Raw genomic sequence first — 15697 nt, forward strand, 5'->3', positions numbered from 1 at the left:
GCCGACAGGCCTGTCCGCCAACCGGACGCAAAGGCTGCCCGGATCGCCGCTTAAAAAACACAAGCTATTGATTTATATAAGAAATAAAAGTTGGCACAGGCCCTGCAATATCCTGATCGTCAACCACCGCAGGAGTCATCCATGCCTACCAAGACCCAAACCTTCGTGATCGGGACCTTCGCCCTGCTGTCCGTCAGCGGCCTCGTCCTGGCACAAACCGCACCCGCCGGCAGCACCGCCTCCACCACCGCGGCCAGCGCCCAGATCCCTACCCAGCAGGGCCAGCTCAAGCAGTTCCTGCTCAATCCCCGCGGCGATATCGACGGCCTGATCCTGGCCGACGGCACCGAGGTCAACACCCCGCCGCACCTGTCCGAGCAACTGGCCGCCACCTTCAAGCCGGGTGACAGCATCAACGTCGCCGGTCTGCGCGCCGCCAGCCTGCCGCTGGTCCAGGCGGTGTCCCTGACCAACGTCCAGACCGGCAAGACGGTCACCGACGAAGGCCCCGATCGCGTGGGCGGTCGCCGTCCTCCGGCCCCCCCGGCACCTGGCACCGAGCGTGATGGCGACAGCCTCCAGGGCCAGATCGTCCAGCTGCTGCATGGTCCCCGTGGCGACGTGAACGGCGCCCTGCTGCAGGACGGTACCGCCCTGCGCCTGCCGCCCCATGAAGCCCTGCGCCTGCAAGCGCTGCTCAAGCCCGGTCAGAACGTAGCCGTCCGCGGCGAGCTGGTGGCCAATGCCCAGGGCCGTGCCTTCCGGGTCAGCGCCCTCGGCGCCGACGCCAACTCGCTGCAGACCCTGGATACCCCGCCGGCACCCCGCGGTCCCGGTCGTCTGCCGCCGCCCCCGCCCCCCGGCGTCCAGCCGGTCGCCCCGGGTGCCCAACCGCCGGCGCCCCCAGCACCGCCGGCCGGCTGATCAGGCCAGCAGCCGCCGGGTCGCTTCGGCGATCCGGCGGCAGGCTTCCTCCAGCACCTCGTGCGAGGTGGCGTAGGAAACCCGGAAGTAAGGCGCCAGGCCAAAGGCCGAGCCTGGCACCACCGCCACCCCGCCCTCGTCCATGAGGTAGCGGGCAAAGGCCGTATCGCTGTCGATCAGCTCCCCGCCCGGCGTCCGCCGACCCAAGACCCCCGCGCAACTGGCGTACACATAGAAGGCCCCCTCGGGCCGCCGCGCCGACAGGCCCGGCACCGCGTTCAGCGCATCCACCACCAGATCCCGCCGCTGGCGAAACAGCTCGCAGCGCTCGCGCACGATGTCCTGCGGCCCATCCAGGGCAGCGATGGCCGCGGCCTGGCTGACCGAGCAGGGGCAGGAGGTCACCTGGCTCTGCACACTGGCCATGGCCTGGATCAGCGCCTTGGGTCCGCCGGCATAACCCAGGCGCCAGCCGGTCATGGCATAGGCCTTGGAGACGCCGTTGATGGTCAGGGTCCGCTCGCGCAACCGTGGCTCCAGGGCCGCCGGGGTGACGAAGCGAAAGCCGTCGTAGAGGATGTGCTCGTACATGTCGTCGACCATCAGCCAGACCTGCGGATGGTGCAGCAGCACCTCCAGCAGCGGGCGATAGTGTTCCTCGCCATAGGCCGCCCCCGAGGGGTTGGACGGCGAGTTGAGCATCACCCAGCGGGTGCGCGGGGTGATGGCCGCTTCCAGGGCCTCGGCGGTCAGGCGAAAGCCATCCTCCTCGCGGCACGGCAGCACCACCGGCGTGCCGCCGAGGATGGTGACGATGTCGGCATAGGTCACCCAGAAGGGCGCGGGAATGATCACCTCGTCGCCCGCGTCCAGGGTCGCCATCATGGCGTTGAAGATCACCTGCTTGGCACCGGCCGAGGCGGTCACCTCGTCCTGGGCGAAGACCAGCTGGTTCTCCCGCTCGAACTTGCGGCGGATGGCCTCCTTGAGCGCCGGGCTGCCGTCGAGCACCGTGTACTTGGTCTGGCCAGCGCGGATGGCCTGGATCGCCGCCTCCTTGATGTGCTCCGGGGTATCGAAGTCCGGCTCGCCCGCACCCAGCACCAGCAGATCGGCGCCCTGGCGGCGCAGGGCGTTGGCGCGCTCGGTGATCTTGAGGATCTCGGAGACGCCCACGGAAGCGAGGCAGTGGGCGAGGTGCAGGGTCGAATCGGCGGCCATGACAGGGCTCCAGGCAGGGCGAAGAGAGGTGCCGGAAGCGTCCGGCAGGGATCGTCTCGCACTATCGAACCGCGGCCGCCGGCCTTCAAACGCTATAAAGGACTCACGTCATTCCACCGAGGCATGGTCTGCCGCCAGGTCGAGCGCTAGAGTGGCGACCATGACCACCGCCCCCTCTCCCCTCGCTGCCTACCGCCGGATCCTGGCCCAGGGCGAACGCCTGCCCGATGCCGCCCAGGAGGCCGCTGTCCTGCGCCTGGAGGCCTGCCACGCGGCGCTGCTGGCGGGCCGGCCGGCGCGCGGTCTCTATCTCTGGGGACCGGTCGGCCGTGGCAAGACCTGGCTGCTGGATCTGTTCCACGCCAGCCTGCCGGTGCCCGCCCGCCGCCAGCACTTCCATCACTTCATGCGCTGGGTGCACCAGCGCCAGTTCCAACTCAGCGGCACCCGCGATCCCCTGCAGGTGCTGGCCCGCGAATTGGCCGCCGAGGTACGGGTGCTGTGCTTCGACGAACTCTTCGTCAGCGACATCGGCGACGCCATCCTGGTGGGCGGCCTGCTGCGCGCCCTGCTGGACCAGGGCCTGGTACTGGTGGTCACCTCCAACCAGCCACCGGAGCAACTCTATGCCGGCGGCTTCAATCGCGAGCGCCTGCTGCCCGCCATCGCCGCGCTGCAGGCGCAACTGGAGGTGCTGGAGGTGGACGGCGGCCAGGATCACCGTCTGCACCAAGGCCAAGCCGAACCGCGCTTCTGGGTGGACGATCCCACCGCCCTCGCCACGACCTTCACCCGCCTCACCGCGGGGGAGGCCGTGACGACCGCGCCTCTGATCCTCGGCGAGCGCCCGCTGCCCGTGGTGCAGCGGGCCTCCGGCGCGATCTGGCTGGATTTCGCCGTGCTCTGCCAGGGCGCCTGGGCCACCACCGACTACATGGATCTCTGCACCCGCTTTCCCGCCCTGTTGCTGAGCAACGTGCCCTGCCTGTCCGGCGATCCCCGCGCGGGCCGCATCGCCCGCGGCACCGAAGACGGCGCGACGCGGGTCCTGGCCGGCGACCGCGAACTGCCCCGCCTGGCGCCCCAGGACGACGCCGTGCGCCGCTTCATCGCCCTGGTCGACGAAGCCTACGACCGCCGCCGCCCGCTCTACCTGGACGCCGCCGTGCCCCTGGAGCAGCTGTATACCCGCGGCTTTCTGGAATTCCCCTTCCGCCGCACCCTCAGTCGCTTGAAGGAGATGCAGCAGGCGCGGTACTAGGCCGGTCCTGACCTGCGGCGACGAGGCACGCCGCGGAGCGGCGGAGCCCCGTGGTAAGGTGAGACATCCCACAGCTTGACGAGGCCGGTCATGACTCCGCGCATCGAACCCTTCTTCGACGCCACCACGTCCACCTTCACCTATGTGATCTACGAAGCGCCCGGCAGTCGCTGCGCCATCGTCGATTCGGTGCTGGACTACGATCCGCATTCGGGCCGCACCGCCACCTTGTCGGCGGATCGCGTCGCCCGCTTCGTGCGCGATCAGGGGCTGACCGTGGAGTGGCTGCTGGAGACCCATGCCCACGCCGACCACCTCTCCGCCGCGCCCTATCTGCGGCGGCAACTGGGCGGCCGCATCGCCATCGGCGAGGGCATCCGCCGCGTCCAGGGCGCCTTCAAGGACGTCTTCAACCTGGAACCGGAATTCCGCCTCGACGGCTCCCAGTTCGATCACCTGTTCCAGCCCGACGAGGTCTTCCACATCGGTGCCCTGACCGCCCGCGCCCTGCACGTGCCCGGCCACACCCCGGCCGACATGGCCTACCAGGTAAAGGAGGACCATGTCTTCGTCGGCGACACCCTGTTCATGCCCGATGTCGGCTCGGCGCGCTGCGACTTTCCCGGTGGCAGCGCCCGCGACCTCTATCGTTCGATCCGCCGGCTGCTGGCCCTGCCCGAGGCCACGCGCCTCTATCTGTGCCACGACTATCCGCCCGCCGGCCGCGAAGCGCGCCACGAGACCACCGTGGGTGAAGAGCGTGCGCTCAACGTGCATGTCCGCGATGGCGTGGACGAGGATGCCTTCGTCGCCCTGCGCACCCGCCGTGATGCCACCCTGTCCATGCCGACGCTGATCCTGCCGGCGATCCAGGTGAACATCCGCGCCGGCACCCTGCCGCCGGCCGAGGCCAATGGCCGCCGTTACCTGAAGATTCCCATCGACGGTTTCTAGAATCGCCACCATCCGTCGTACAAGCCAATAGCCACAGGACTTGGACGCAGCGACACCGCTGCGTCCAGGCTTTTTCCCATACGGCAAGGCCCGAGCCCCTTCCAACCCAGCGGCCAGGTTGGACAGCCCATCGGCCAAAGCTAGATACAATCCTGACAGTGGCACCTGGCCAGCGACCACCCATCCCCCGGCCGGGAAACCTGGCCGCGCACGCCCCTCAATACCAGGGCAGGCAATGCGTTCTGCACTACATTCCCAAAAGAGGTAGAGCGACCATGACCACCAAGAATTCGAACTCCAATCCCGGCAACTTCGCCAATGATCGCGAGAAGGCTGCCGAGGCCGGGCGCAAGGGCGGCCAGAACAGCGGGGGCAACTTTGCCAACGATCGCGAGAAAGTCTCCGAAGCCGGACGCAAGGGTGGTAGCCACTAGGGGCTTCCCTCCTTGTAGCGGAGCCACGTCCGGGTGGACCCGGCTCCTTCGTCCCACGATCAAGAGGAATCCACGATGAGCACCAACAACTCCAATCCCGGCAACTTTGCCAACGATCGCGAAAAGGCCGCCGAAGCCGGCAGCAAAGGTGGGCAGAACAGCGGTGGCAACTTCGCCAACGACCCCGAGCGCGCCGCCGAGGCGGGCAGCAAGGGCGGGCAGAACAGCGGTGGCAACTTCGCCAACGACCCCGAGCGCGCCGCCGAAGCCGGTCGCAAGGGCGGCGAGAACAGTGGCGGCAACTTCGCCAATGACCGCGAGAAGGCGTCCGAGGCTGGCCGCAAGGGCGGTCAGAACAGCGGGGGTGGCGGCCAGCAGTAATCCGGCCTGATCCAGGCCAGGGCGAAGGGCAGGATCATCCTGCCCTTCCTGCTTTCACGTCCGGTCATTTTTCTCCAGGCTCGGGTATCACCGAGATCTGGCCGTTCTTTTCCAGCACCGCGAAGCGGATCTGCTCCAGCCGTTCCAGCCCCTGACTCTGCCGCGCAGCCTCGAGGATGTCTTCCTCGGTGAGGCGGGCCTTGCGCAGTCGCTCGGTCAGCGGCCTGCCGTACTCCACCACGATCAGCGGCACGCCATCGAGAAAGCGCCCGACCTTGGGCGAACGCTCCTTGAACAGCGAAAGCAGGATGTCGATCAACACCAGGGTGGCGATCACCACGAAGGCATTGATCACCGAAAAATCATCCCCCAACAGTGCCTGCTGCGTGGCCTCTCCGATCACCAGCAGCAGGACGAAATCGAAGGTGGTGATCTCCGACAGCGCACGCCGTCCGGTGATGCGAAACAGCACCAATAGAAAGGCGTAGATGGCGGCGGCGCGCAGCACGGATTCCATGGCAGCTCCCTAGGGATAGACGAAGGCGGAGAGTTCCAGCGGTGGCTGGCCGGATCTCAGGATCCGCCAGTCGACGGTGCCCAGGCGGTCCGGACGCAAGGCGAGGTGCAGGCGACTCGGTCCCTTACCCGGCACCAGATCGAGCCAGAGCACCCCATCGCTGCTGGTCATGCGCAGCGGCTGCGGATAGAGGGCTTCCACCGTCCAGTCGGCCACCAGGCGTTCGTCGAGGCCGACGCGGGTGAGGCCGGGCGCCAGTTCCAGGATCAGGGTCGCCGGGGCGCCGCGGCGCTGGAAGCGCTCGTACTCGACCCGGAGCTGGCCATCATCGCTGACCCGAGTCGCCGTGGCCCAGAGTCCGCCACTCGCGAACAGGCCGGCCAGGGCCAGGGCGACGAACAGGCCCAGCAACACCCAGCCTAGCCGCTCGCAGCGCCAGATCCAGCGTTGCAGGCCCAGCTCCTCGCGGATCGGCAGGCTTTTCTCCAAGCGCGGCGGCATCGCGGTTGCTCCGGAATTCGATAGAGCTTGGAGCCCGACCGGAGGTCGCCGGTTCGACCGCTTCGCCCGTCCCCTGGGGCATACTGCGCGCCCCCTTTTTTCCTGGAGTCCTGTCGATGCCCGTCTGGTGGTTGCTCGTCCTGCCCTTCATCGCCGGTGCCTGCCTGCCGCTGCAGGCCGGCATCAACGGTCAACTGGCCCGGCACCTCGGCAGCGTCTTCGCCGCGGCGTCCATTTCCTTCATGGTCGGTCTCATCGCCCTGCTGGGGCTGACCCTCTGGCAGCGTGGCGTCCCCACCCTGGGTGCGCTGCGCGAACTGCACTGGTGGCATTGGTGCGGTGGCCTGCTGGGCATGTTCTTTATCGCCATGGCCGCCTTCGCCGGTCCGCGCATCGGCGCCACCCTGTTCATGGCGCTGGTGATCGCCGGGCAGCTGGCCATGTCGCTGAGTCTGGATCACTTCGGCTGGGCCGGCTTTCGGCAGGACCCGGTCACTCTGGGCAAGCTGGCCGGTGTGGTGCTGATCGGTGCCGGCGTCTGGTGCATCGCCCGGGCCTAGGTCTAGTAGAGATCGCGACGGTAGCGCTCCTCGTCGATCAGCCGCTGGACCTCGGCCTCGCCGAGCAGCGCCTCCAGGGTGGCCTGGACGCTACGCCCCAGGCCCGGCAGGCTGCCGCAGACCATGATCACGGCATCGGCCGCCAGCCAGTCCAGCAGCAGTTCCCGCTGCGCCCGCAGGCGCTCCTGCACATAGCCGTCGCCGTCCCGCGAGAACACCCGGTCCAGCCGTTCCAGTTCACCCCGCGCCTGCCAGCGATTCAGCTCCGCCCCATAGAAATCGTCGTGGGCCGCCGTGCGTTCGCCGAACAGCAGCCAGTTGCGCCGATACCCGGCGGCGATACGGGCAGCCAGCAGCGGGCGCACCCCGGCCAGACCGGTACCGGCGGCGATCAGGATGAGAGGGCGCTCATCCAGCGGCGGTCTGAAGCCCGGATGGGCGCGGAGTCGCGCCTGCACCTGATTGCCCGGTCTTAGCCCTGTGGTCAGCCAGCCGGAGGCGATGCCCAGGCGACCGTCCGCCTTGCGCTGCTGGCGCACCAGCAGCCGCAGCGCGCCTTCGCCGGGCAGCGAGGCGATGGAGTACTGGCGCACGGCGAGTGGTGCCAAGGCCTCCAGCAGCGCCTGGGCGTCCAGGCCCGCCAGCGCGGTTTGGTCTTTCGGCAACAGACGGGTGTCCAGGGCCGTGGCGAGGGTCTGGTTGATGCCGTTGCCCGCCACCACGCTGTCAGCGGCCAGCCCCAGGGGCGACAGCCAGGCCGCCACGCGTTCGGCGCCCTGGCGGGGGGCGATCTCGAGGATATCGCCCGGTGCCCAACTGCTCCCGGGCGGCGGTAACAGCTGCAGCTCGAAGACCGCTCCCCCGGGGCTGCCGACATTGAGCGGCTGCACCGCTACCAGCGGCCAGGCCTGCAGCGGCCGCTCGACCGCTGGCTCGACGGCCACGGCGCCCAGGGCCTGGAGTCGACCCTGCCAGACCGCGAGCGCCCGAGCGTCGCCATTGTCCACCTCCACCGGAGCGAACACCGACCGGGCGCCCTGCCCGGCGAGCCAGGCATCCAGCCGCCGGGCAAAGGCGCAATAGGCGGGATAGCGGCGGTCGCCCAAGGCCAGCATCCCAAAGTTCAGATTCGGCAGCGCCGCCTGGGTCAGCAGGCGCCGCTCGAAGCCGCGCGCGCCGTCCGGTGCCTCGCCGTCGCCGTGGGTGGCGACGACGAACAGCGCCTGGGAGGCCTGCTGCAGGCGCTCGACCGAGAGCCGTCCGAGCGCGATCACCTCGGCGCTGAGTCCCGCCGCCTGCAACTGGCCGGCGGCCTGCCAGGCCAGCGCCTCGCCCTGGCCGCTCTGGCTGGCATAGCCGATCAGCCAGTCGGCGACGCCCGGCGTGGCCGGCAGCAGGCCGCGCCGGGCCTGGCGCGCCTGGCGGCGCTTGCGGCGGCGATCCAGATAGAGCCAGAGGCCGGTCACCATGAACAGCGGCATGGCCAGGCTGGCGAGCGCCAGGGCCACCCGTCCCGCCAGCCCGAAATACTCGCCCGAATGCAGCGCATAGACGCTGAGCAGCAGCCGAGCGCCGAGCGGCTGTTCGCCATAGCGGCGGTGATCGAGCACCCGTCCCGCGCCATCGAAGACGATGCGATTGAGGGCACGGACATGCTCGGCCTCGTCGGGCAGGTACCAGAGGGTCGGCTGGCTGACCTTGCGCGCCGGATTGGGCAGTAGCAGGCCATAGCCCTCGACCTGTCCGCCGGTTTCCTGCCGAAAGCTCTGCCAGAGCGCATCCAGGTCCACGTCCTGGCGCGCCACCACGCCGCTGATCCGCGGCTCTGGCGCCGCCCCCAGCAATCGCTCGCTGGCCTGGCGATACCAGTCATAGGACCAATAGAGACCGGTCAGCGCCGCCAGCAGATAGAGCAGCAGGCACCAGGTGCCGACCACGGCGTGCAGGTCCCAGTGGAAACTGCGCCCCCGACGCGCCCAGTCGAGGGTTAGCCAGGTACGCCAGCGCCTTGCCTGGCGTGGCCAGCGCAGATAGAGGCCAGACAGGCAGAGTACCAGCAGGATCAGGGTGGCGGCCCCGGTCAGGGCCTTGCCTATCGGTCCCAGGGCCAAGGAGCGGTGCAGGTCCAGGACCAGGCGAAAGAATCCCTGGCCGCGCGGCGCCTCCAGCACCTCGCCGGTGTAGCGATCGAACAGCAGCACCTCGCCACGGCCCTGGCCGTTCGCCGGCGCCAGGCCGAGCAGGCCATAGCCCTCCCCCGCCATGCTGGAGACGAAGCCCAATTCCTGCCCCGGAGCGAGCAGACGCTGCCGCACCTCCGGCAGCGTCAGGGGACGCCGGTCCGGCGTCGCGGCGGTGGGCGGCGGATTGAGCAGCTCCAGCAATTCCAGCTGAAAGCTGTAGAGCGCCCCCGTCACCCCCAGCACCAGCAGCACCAGGCCCGCCGCCAGCCCGAGCAGGCTGTGCAGCTGGAACAGCCCCCCGCGGATCAGGGCTGGGCCCACAGCCGCAGGAGGTTGTGATAGACGCCGGTCAGCTGCAGGCAGGCCTCGTGGCCCTGCCCCAGCTCGGCCGCCGCCCGCTGGATACCCTGGTCCAGTTCAAACAGCTGGCCGCGCTGACCGGCATCGCGCACCAGGCTCTGGATCCAGAAGAAGGAACACAGCCGGGTGCCGCAGGTGACAGGTAGCACCCGGTGCAGGCTGCTGGCCGGATAGAGGATCAGATCGCCCGCCGCCAGCTTGACGCTGTGGGCGCCATAGGTGTCTTCCACCACCAGCTCGCCGCCGTCGTATTCGTCCGGCTCGGAGAAGAACAGCGTGGCCGACAGATCGGTGCGCAGGTAGCCGCTGCCATCCGGCAGCGGCCGCAGGGCATTGTCCACGTGCAGGCCAAAGGACTGGCCGCCCTGGTAGCGATTGAACAGCGGCGGAAACACCCGTGCCGGCAGCGCCGCGGCGACGAACAGCGGATGCCGCGCCAGCGCCTGCTGGATCAGCTCGCCCACCGCGCGCGCCGCCGGCTCGTCCGCCGGTAGCTGCAGATTGTCCTTGGCCATGGCCGACTGGAAACCGGCGGTGTGCCGGCCATCGGCCCAGGCGGCCGACTCCAGCCGCTCCCGGCAATCCCTTACCTGCTCGGGCGTCAGCACGCCCGGAACGCTGATCATCATGGTGATTCCCCTCTAACGCCGAAAGCCCTGCGCAGGCAGGGCTCCGGTTGCTGCAGGCGACCTCAGAAGCTGTAGGTCGCGGTCAGGATGGCGGAACGGGCATCACCGTATTCGATGGCCGACGACCGGGTACTCACGCCCAGTTGCGAGCGCACCCGCTCCACATAGTCCTTGTCGAAGACGTTGTTGACGTTGAGCTGCAGGTCGACGTTGCGATTGACGCGATAGCCGACCATGGCGTTGTGCAGCCAGTAGTCGTCGAGCTTGGCGCCGTCGTTGCTGGAGGTCACGTTGCGCTCGCTGACGTAGCGCGCGCCATAGCCCACCCGCCAGCCGGCCGGCAATTCGTAGGTGGTCCAGAGATTGAGCGAACGCGGCGGGGTGTTAGCCAGCGCCTGGCCTTCGCGATTGCGACCGTCCAGGGTGTCGGCGGCCTTGAGCGTCTCGCTGTCGAGGAAGGTGAAGTTGGCGTAGACGTTCCACTGCGGGGTGATCCGCCCGGTGGCGCCCAGCTCGATGCCCTGCACGCGCTGCTTGCCGGCCAGGGCAGTGCTGCCGTCGGCCAGGGTCTCCCGGGCATTGCTCTTCTCGACGCGGAACAGGGCGCCGTCCAGCTCCAGGCGCTTGTCGAGGAATTCCCACTTGGTGCCCAGCTCCCAGGTCTTGTTCTTTTCCGGACCCAGATCCTGGTTGGCCGCGCTCAGCCCGGCGCCGGTGGAGGTCAGGCTTTCCGCCGAGGGATTGAAGGAGGTGCCATAGGCCACGTAAACCCGGCCGTTCGGAGCCGGCTTGAACACCAGGCCGGCGCGCCCGCTCAGCTTGGCATCATCGGAACTCAGCTTGGTCTTGGCGCCACGCACCCCGTTGGCCACCGGGGTGGTGTCGCTGTCGCCGTCGAACCAGTCGTAGCGCAGGCCCAGGTTCAGATCCCAGAAGTCGTTGAGGGCGATGGTGTCGAAGGCATAGAGCGCCTTGTCGGTCAGCACGTTGTTGGCGATGGCCGAGGTCTGCTTGTCGGTCGCGCCGTCATAGCGCTCCGGCGGCGCGGCCAGGGAATAGCCGGCGGCCGGGAAGGCCAGGCCATAGCTGTAGGTGTCGCGGTCGTAGTCCTCGCGGGAGAACTCGGCGCCCAGCACGAAGGAATGGCCCAGGCCGAAGGTTTCGACATTGCCGGTGAGGTTGGTCTGGTTGATCCACATCTCCGAGGTCACGTCGCGGCCATAGCCCTGGGGACCGGCCGGGCGATAGCGACCCGCGGCCACGCCACCCAAATTGACGTGGGACGCCGAGATCACCACGTCGCGCTCGATGCGGCTGTAGCGGGTCAGGTTCTGCAGACTCAGGTTGTCGTTGAAGCGATGCTCCAGCTCCACGGTGAAGACATTGTTGTCGATGTCTTCCTTGTCGATGTTCTTGAAGCCGAAATAGGCATCGCGATCCACCCCGCCCAGGCGCTTGCCGTTGAGCGCTGGCACGCCGTAATCGGGCTGGTTGTTGTCGGTCTGGTGGAAGTAGCTCAGGGTCAGCCGGGTGTCGTCCGACAGGCCCAGGGCCAGCGACGGCGCGATGCCCCAGCGCTCGCGGTCGATCTGATCGCGGCCGGGCACGTCGTTCTCGTGGGCCATCAGGTTCAGGCGGAAGGCACTGTCGGTACCCACGCCCTGCAGCGGCTGGTTGGTGTCCAGGGTCAGGCGGCGATAGCTGTCGGTGCCCAGGCCCGCGCCGATGCGGGTGAACTGGCGGTTCTGGGGCTTCTTGCTGATCAGGTTGATGGAGCCACCGGTGGTGCCGGCGCCGCCGAACACCGAGTTGGGGCCCTTGATGACCTCGACCGACTCCAGGTTGAAGGTGTCGGTACGGTTGGTCTGGGTGCTGTCGCGCAGGCCATCGATCTGGATGTTCGAGTTGGCGCTGAAGCCGCGGATGTTGATGCTGTCGCCGGAGCCACCACCGCCCTCGCCGGCGTTGAAGGTGATGCCGGATACGTTGGACAGCACCGATCTCAGACTCAGGGCCTGCTGGTCCTGGATGACCTGCGCCGGTACCACGGTGACGGTCTGGGGGGTGTCCAGCAGGGGCGCGGTGTACTTGCGCGAGGCGGACTGTTCGGCCTTGAAGCCTTCCTGCTGCGCCTGACCTTCGATGGTCAGACTTTCCAAGCGGGTCACCGGCTCCTTGGCGTCCTGGGCCTGCGCCCCGAGGGACAGCGAAGCGACGGCGACACTGAAGGTGGAAACCAGCAAACGGCGCTGGGACAGCGAGGACATTTCCTTGGACATGATGGCGGGCCGCCTCCTTATGTGAATGCGGCGCGATTCTATTTGCAAACGATTATCAAATCCATAGCGAATGTAAACTATTCTTAACAATCCTGGTAAATAGACTGACAAACCGCTTTTCGCCAGGCATGAAAAAGCCCGCGTCCCTTGCAGGGCGCGGGCTCGACTACCGCGGGAAGGCCTTAGAGGTAGAAGGCCTTCAAGGGCGGGAAGCCGTTGAATTCCACCGCGCTGTAGCTGGTGGTATAGGCACCGGTGGACAGCCAGTACAGGCGGTCACCGCTGGCCAGGTTCAGCGGCAGGCCATACTTGTAGTGCTCGTACATGATGTCGGCGCTGTCGCAGGTCGGCCCGGCGATGACGACTTCTTCCATCTCGCCCTTCTTCTCGGTCCAGATCGGGAACTTGATGGATTCATCCATGGTTTCGATCAGGCCGGAGAACTTGCCCACGTCGGTGTAGACCCAGCGCTCGACGGCGGTGCGCGACTTGCGTGCCACCAGCACCACTTCGCTGACCAGGATGCCGGCGTTGGAAATCAGCGAACGGCCCGGCTCCAGGATGATTTCCGGCAGTTCGTCGCCGAAGTCTTCCTTGAGGAAGCGGATGATCTCCTCGGCATAGGTCTCCAGGCTGTTGGTGCGCTGGATGTAGTTGGCCGGGAAGCCGCCGCCCATGTTGATCATCTTCAGGGTGATGCCGTCTTCTTCCTTGAGGCGCTCGAAGATCACCTTGACCTTGGCGATGGCAGCGTCCCAGACGTCGATGTCGCGCTGCTGGCTGCCGACGTGGAAGGAGATGCCATAGGGCTCCAGACCCAGTTGGCGGGCCAGGATCAGCAGATCCAGGGCCATGTCGGGCTGGCAGCCGAACTTGCGCGACAGCGGCCAGTCTGCCGAGTTGGAGCCTTCGGTGAGGATCCGCACATAGATGCGCGAGCCCGGGGCGGCCTTGGCGATGTTGCGCAGGTCGGCCTCGGAGTCGGTGGCGAACATGCGCACGCCCTTCTCGTAGAAGTAGCGGATGTCCTTGGACTTCTTGATGGTGTTGCCGTAGCTGATGCGCTCCGGCTCGACCCCGGTGGACAGCACCTTGTCCAGCTCGTAGATGGAGGCGATGTCGAAGTTCGAGCCCTTGTCGCGCAGCAACTCGGTGATCTCGATGGCCGGGTTGGCCTTGACCGCGTAATAGATCTTGGCGAACGGGAAGTTGCCAACGAGATCGTCATAGGCCCGGCCGATGGTGGCGGTGTCGATGACGACGAAGGGGGTTTCCTGCTGGTCGGCGAAGGCCTTCATCTTCTGGAAGGTTTCGCGAGAATAGTAATCTTCGACCTTGATGGACATGCGTCGGACTCCCGATGGGCAGAACAAATTGAAGGAGGGGGTGTTCTGAACGCCTAATCCGTTTCCCCACTTTGGTTCGCCTACTTCCCAAGGCACATCGCCGAAAGCAAAAAGGTCAACGCGTACTGGCGTTGACCTCGCTGTCTCGTCGTCGGTACTTGAGCCGGATGGATCGTTTCCAGCATGGACGTTCGGGCGCGAACTTTAGGGCCAGACGCCTCAGAGATCAATGTTAAATCCATGATCTTTACCGAACGGTGACGCCTGCGGACTCACCCCCCTCCTGCAACCGACCGGAGCGAGCGCCGAGATGTTCCTGGGGGGCGATGACAGGAGGTTTCCGCGCGGGGGATCAAGCGGTCGGATTGCGCAGCCATTGGGCTTTGACGGTGGCGCTAGGCGATCGCGGCCATGGCACCGTAGCGTGGAAAACGGCGCAGCCTTTTCCACTGAGACTTTCGGTGCCGACGTGTGCCCTCACCCCAACCCTCTCCCAGGGGGAGAGGGGGCCACACGCGCGACTCTGGACCAATCGAACTGGGGCTCATCGCCGTCCGTAGGTTGGGTTGAGCGCAGCGAAGCCCAACAGGCCCAACCCCAACGCCTTACCGGAACGGCGGCTCGTCGAAGCTGCGCAGCTTGCGCGAGTGCAGGGAGTCGAGCTGGGTGCGCAACTGGTCCAGGGCGGCGATGCCGATCGCCAGGTGCTGGCTCACCGCGCGGGCATAGAAGGCGTTGGCCGAGCCCGGCAGCTTGATCTCGCTGTGCAGCGGCTTGTCGGACACGCACAGCAGGGTGCCGTAGGGCACCCGCAGGCGATAGCCCTGGGCGGCGATGGTGCCGCTTTCCATGTCCACCGCCACGGCGCGCGCCAGGTTGATCAGCGGGCGTTCCTGGGCCCAGCGCAACTCCCAGTTGCGGTCGTCGTAGGTCAGCACGGTGCCGGTGCGCAGGCGGCGCTTGAGCGCCTCGCCGCGTTCGCCGGTGACGCTGGCGGCGGCTTCCTGCAGCGCCACCTGCACCTCGGCCAGGGCCGGGATGGGGATGTGCGGCGGCACCACGCGGTCGAGGATGCCGTCGCGTCTCATGTAGGCGTGGGCCAGCACGTAGTCGCCGATGGTCTGCGACTGCCGCAGGCCGCCACAGTGGCCGATCATCAGCCAGCAGTGCGGACGCAGCACCGCCAGGTGGTCGGTGATGTTCTTGGCGTTGGACGGGCCGACGCCGATGTTGACCAGGGTGACGCCATGGCCGTCGCCGGCGATCAGGTGGTAGGCCGGCATCTGGAAGCGGTGCCAGGCGATGGCGGCGATGACCGCCTGGGCCTCGGTGGGGTCCATGTCGCGTTCGATGATGACGTTGCCCGGCAGCACCAGGCGCTCGAAGCGCGGATCGTTGCGCAGTTGTTCCAGGCCGTGCTGGATGAACTGGTCGACGTAGCGATGGTAGTTGGTCAGCAGGATCCAGGGCTGCACGTGGCGCCAGTCGCTGCCGGTGTAGTGGACGATGCGCCTCAGCGAGAAATCGGTGCGGGCGGCATCGAACAGCGCCAGCGGCAGCGGATCGATGCGCTCCCAGTCGTAGTGGCCGTCGGCGATGTCGTCGTGGGCGGCGGAGAGATCGGTGCTGGGAAAGACCCGCGCCAACTCGGCCGCGGTCACGCCACTGCCGGCCAGTTCGTCGCCCTGCTCCACCACATAGGGATAGGGGATGTCCTGGCGACTGCGACCGATCTCGACCTGGACGTCATAGTCGCGCATCAGGGGTTCGAGCTGTTCCAGCAGATAGCCGCGGAAGGCCGCCGGATGGGTCACGGTGGCCACATAGGTGCCGGGCAGCTGGATCTTGGCGTAGGCGCGGGTGGTGGCCGGCGGCACGCCGGGAGCGCGATAGCGGATGCGGATCTCGGGATAGCGGAACAACTCGCGTTCGGCCACGCTGGGCTCGACGCGATCCTTGAGATAGCGCTTGAGGGCGGCATCCAGGGCCTGGGTGGCCTCCTGATGCAGCGCCGCGAGACGGTCCACCGCCTCGCTGGCGGTGGCAACGACGGTGAAATCCTCGGGTACGGAGGTCATGCAAGTTTCCTTGTTGGGGCACTGCTATAGCTGACACCCTAACACCCCTGCATGACAACGGCTTCCCCC

13 protein-coding genes and 1 pseudogene are annotated in these 15697 nt (G+C 67.4%); 6 read left to right on the plus strand and 8 right to left on the minus strand.

What is annotated here, in order from left to right; genetic code table 11:
* Positions 1 to 141 precede the first annotated feature (141 nt).
* Positions 142 to 924, plus strand: a complete 783-nt coding sequence (locus EC839_RS07490) for a hypothetical protein (RefSeq protein ID WP_007159624.1) — start codon at positions 142 to 144, stop codon at positions 922 to 924.
* On the opposite strand, the gene EC839_RS07495 is transcribed toward EC839_RS07490, so the two are convergent.
* Positions 925 to 2145, minus strand: a complete 1221-nt coding sequence (locus EC839_RS07495; protein ID WP_007159625.1) for a pyridoxal phosphate-dependent aminotransferase — start codon at positions 2143 to 2145, stop codon at positions 925 to 927. It abuts the gene before it with no gap.
* Between the two features lie 160 nt (positions 2146 to 2305).
* Here EC839_RS07495 and zapE point away from each other — a divergent pair, with 160 nt between their 5' ends.
* From zapE to EC839_RS07515, 4 genes and pseudogenes are all read left to right on the plus strand, one after another.
* On the plus strand, positions 2306 to 3406 hold the full coding sequence (gene zapE / locus EC839_RS07500; RefSeq protein ID WP_007159626.1) for a cell division protein ZapE: 1101 nt from the start codon (positions 2306 to 2308) through the stop codon (positions 3404 to 3406).
* A gap of 90 nt (positions 3407 to 3496) precedes the next feature.
* A complete protein-coding gene (locus EC839_RS07505; protein ID WP_007159627.1) occupies positions 3497 to 4360 on the plus strand; it encodes an MBL fold metallo-hydrolase in 864 nt (287 codons plus the stop codon).
* Positions 4361 to 4662: 302 nt separating this feature from the next.
* Positions 4663 to 4794: pseudogene (locus tag EC839_RS07510) on the plus strand (general stress protein); the annotation flags it as partial.
* Positions 4795 to 4869: 75 nt separating this feature from the next.
* Positions 4870 to 5175: a general stress protein gene (locus EC839_RS07515; RefSeq protein WP_007159629.1), complete on the plus strand. Its 306-nt coding sequence runs from the start codon at positions 4870 to 4872 to the stop codon at positions 5173 to 5175.
* 64 nt (positions 5176 to 5239) lie between these two features.
* On the opposite strand, the gene EC839_RS07520 is transcribed toward EC839_RS07515, so the two are convergent.
* Together EC839_RS07520 and EC839_RS07525 are read right to left on the minus strand one after the other, a co-directional pair.
* Positions 5240 to 5692 (minus strand): DUF421 domain-containing protein, encoded by a 453-nt coding sequence (locus EC839_RS07520; protein WP_007159630.1) that lies wholly within the window; start codon positions 5690 to 5692, stop codon positions 5240 to 5242.
* Positions 5693 to 5701: 9 nt separating this feature from the next.
* Entirely contained in the window at positions 5702 to 6193 is a 492-nt protein-coding gene (locus tag EC839_RS07525; protein ID WP_007159631.1) for a hypothetical protein, read from the minus strand.
* A 110-nt stretch (positions 6194 to 6303) separates the two neighbouring features.
* Here EC839_RS07525 and EC839_RS07530 point away from each other — a divergent pair, with 110 nt between their 5' ends.
* A complete protein-coding gene (locus tag EC839_RS07530) occupies positions 6304 to 6753 on the plus strand; it encodes a DMT family transporter (RefSeq protein ID WP_237709534.1) in 450 nt (149 codons plus the stop codon).
* A gap of 2 nt (positions 6754 to 6755) precedes the next feature.
* Here the strand turns inward: EC839_RS07530 and EC839_RS07535 are convergent, their stop codons facing one another.
* The 5 genes from EC839_RS07535 to amn all read right to left on the minus strand — a co-directional run bounded on the left by EC839_RS07535 (position 6756) and on the right by amn (position 15628).
* Positions 6756 to 9242 carry a sulfite reductase flavoprotein subunit alpha gene (locus EC839_RS07535; protein WP_039975471.1) on the minus strand — a complete coding sequence of 829 codons (2487 nt, stop codon included), beginning with the start codon at positions 9240 to 9242 and terminating at the stop codon, positions 6756 to 6758.
* Entirely contained in the window at positions 9242 to 9925 is a 684-nt protein-coding gene (locus EC839_RS07540; RefSeq protein ID WP_007159634.1) for a Fe2+-dependent dioxygenase, read from the minus strand. Before EC839_RS07540 ends, EC839_RS07535 begins: the two co-directional genes overlap by 1 nt.
* Positions 9926 to 9987: 62 nt before the next feature.
* A complete protein-coding gene (locus EC839_RS07545; RefSeq protein WP_007159635.1) occupies positions 9988 to 12204 on the minus strand; it encodes a TonB-dependent siderophore receptor in 2217 nt (738 codons plus the stop codon).
* A 182-nt stretch (positions 12205 to 12386) separates the two neighbouring features.
* On the minus strand, positions 12387 to 13550 hold the full coding sequence (locus EC839_RS07550) for a type III PLP-dependent enzyme (protein WP_007159636.1): 1164 nt from the start codon (positions 13548 to 13550) through the stop codon (positions 12387 to 12389).
* Between the two features lie 605 nt (positions 13551 to 14155).
* Positions 14156 to 15628, minus strand: coding sequence for an AMP nucleosidase (gene amn / locus EC839_RS07555; protein WP_007159637.1), 1473 nt, complete (start codon positions 15626 to 15628; stop codon positions 14156 to 14158).
* Positions 15629 to 15697 lie beyond the last annotated feature (69 nt).

This window comes from Pseudomonas sp. JUb52 (genome assembly GCF_004341115.1).
In the GTDB taxonomy this organism is placed as follows: Bacteria; Pseudomonadota; Gammaproteobacteria; order Pseudomonadales; family Pseudomonadaceae; genus Chryseomonas; species Chryseomonas oryzihabitans.

Coding starts and splice junctions, on each gene's coding strand:
- EC839_RS07495 (WP_007159625.1), bottom strand. CDS start 2,145: ATGGCCGCCGATTCGACCCTGCACCTCGCCCACTGCCTCGCTTCCGTG.
- EC839_RS07540 (WP_007159634.1), bottom strand. CDS start 9,925: ATGATGATCAGCGTTCCGGGCGTGCTGACGCCCGAGCAGGTAAGGGAT.
- EC839_RS07520 (WP_007159630.1), bottom strand. CDS start 5,692: ATGGAATCCGTGCTGCGCGCCGCCGCCATCTACGCCTTTCTATTGGTG.
- EC839_RS07545 (WP_007159635.1), bottom strand. CDS start 12,204: ATGTCCAAGGAAATGTCCTCGCTGTCCCAGCGCCGTTTGCTGGTTTCC.
- EC839_RS07550 (WP_007159636.1), bottom strand. CDS start 13,550: ATGTCCATCAAGGTCGAAGATTACTATTCTCGCGAAACCTTCCAGAAG.
- zapE (WP_007159626.1), top strand. CDS start 2,306: ATGACCACCGCCCCCTCTCCCCTCGCTGCCTACCGCCGGATCCTGGCC.
- EC839_RS07515 (WP_007159629.1), top strand. CDS start 4,870: ATGAGCACCAACAACTCCAATCCCGGCAACTTTGCCAACGATCGCGAA.
- EC839_RS07505 (WP_007159627.1), top strand. CDS start 3,497: ATGACTCCGCGCATCGAACCCTTCTTCGACGCCACCACGTCCACCTTC.
- EC839_RS07490 (WP_007159624.1), top strand. CDS start 142: ATGCCTACCAAGACCCAAACCTTCGTGATCGGGACCTTCGCCCTGCTG.
- EC839_RS07525 (WP_007159631.1), bottom strand. CDS start 6,193: ATGCCGCCGCGCTTGGAGAAAAGCCTGCCGATCCGCGAGGAGCTGGGC.
- amn (WP_007159637.1), bottom strand. CDS start 15,628: ATGACCTCCGTACCCGAGGATTTCACCGTCGTTGCCACCGCCAGCGAG.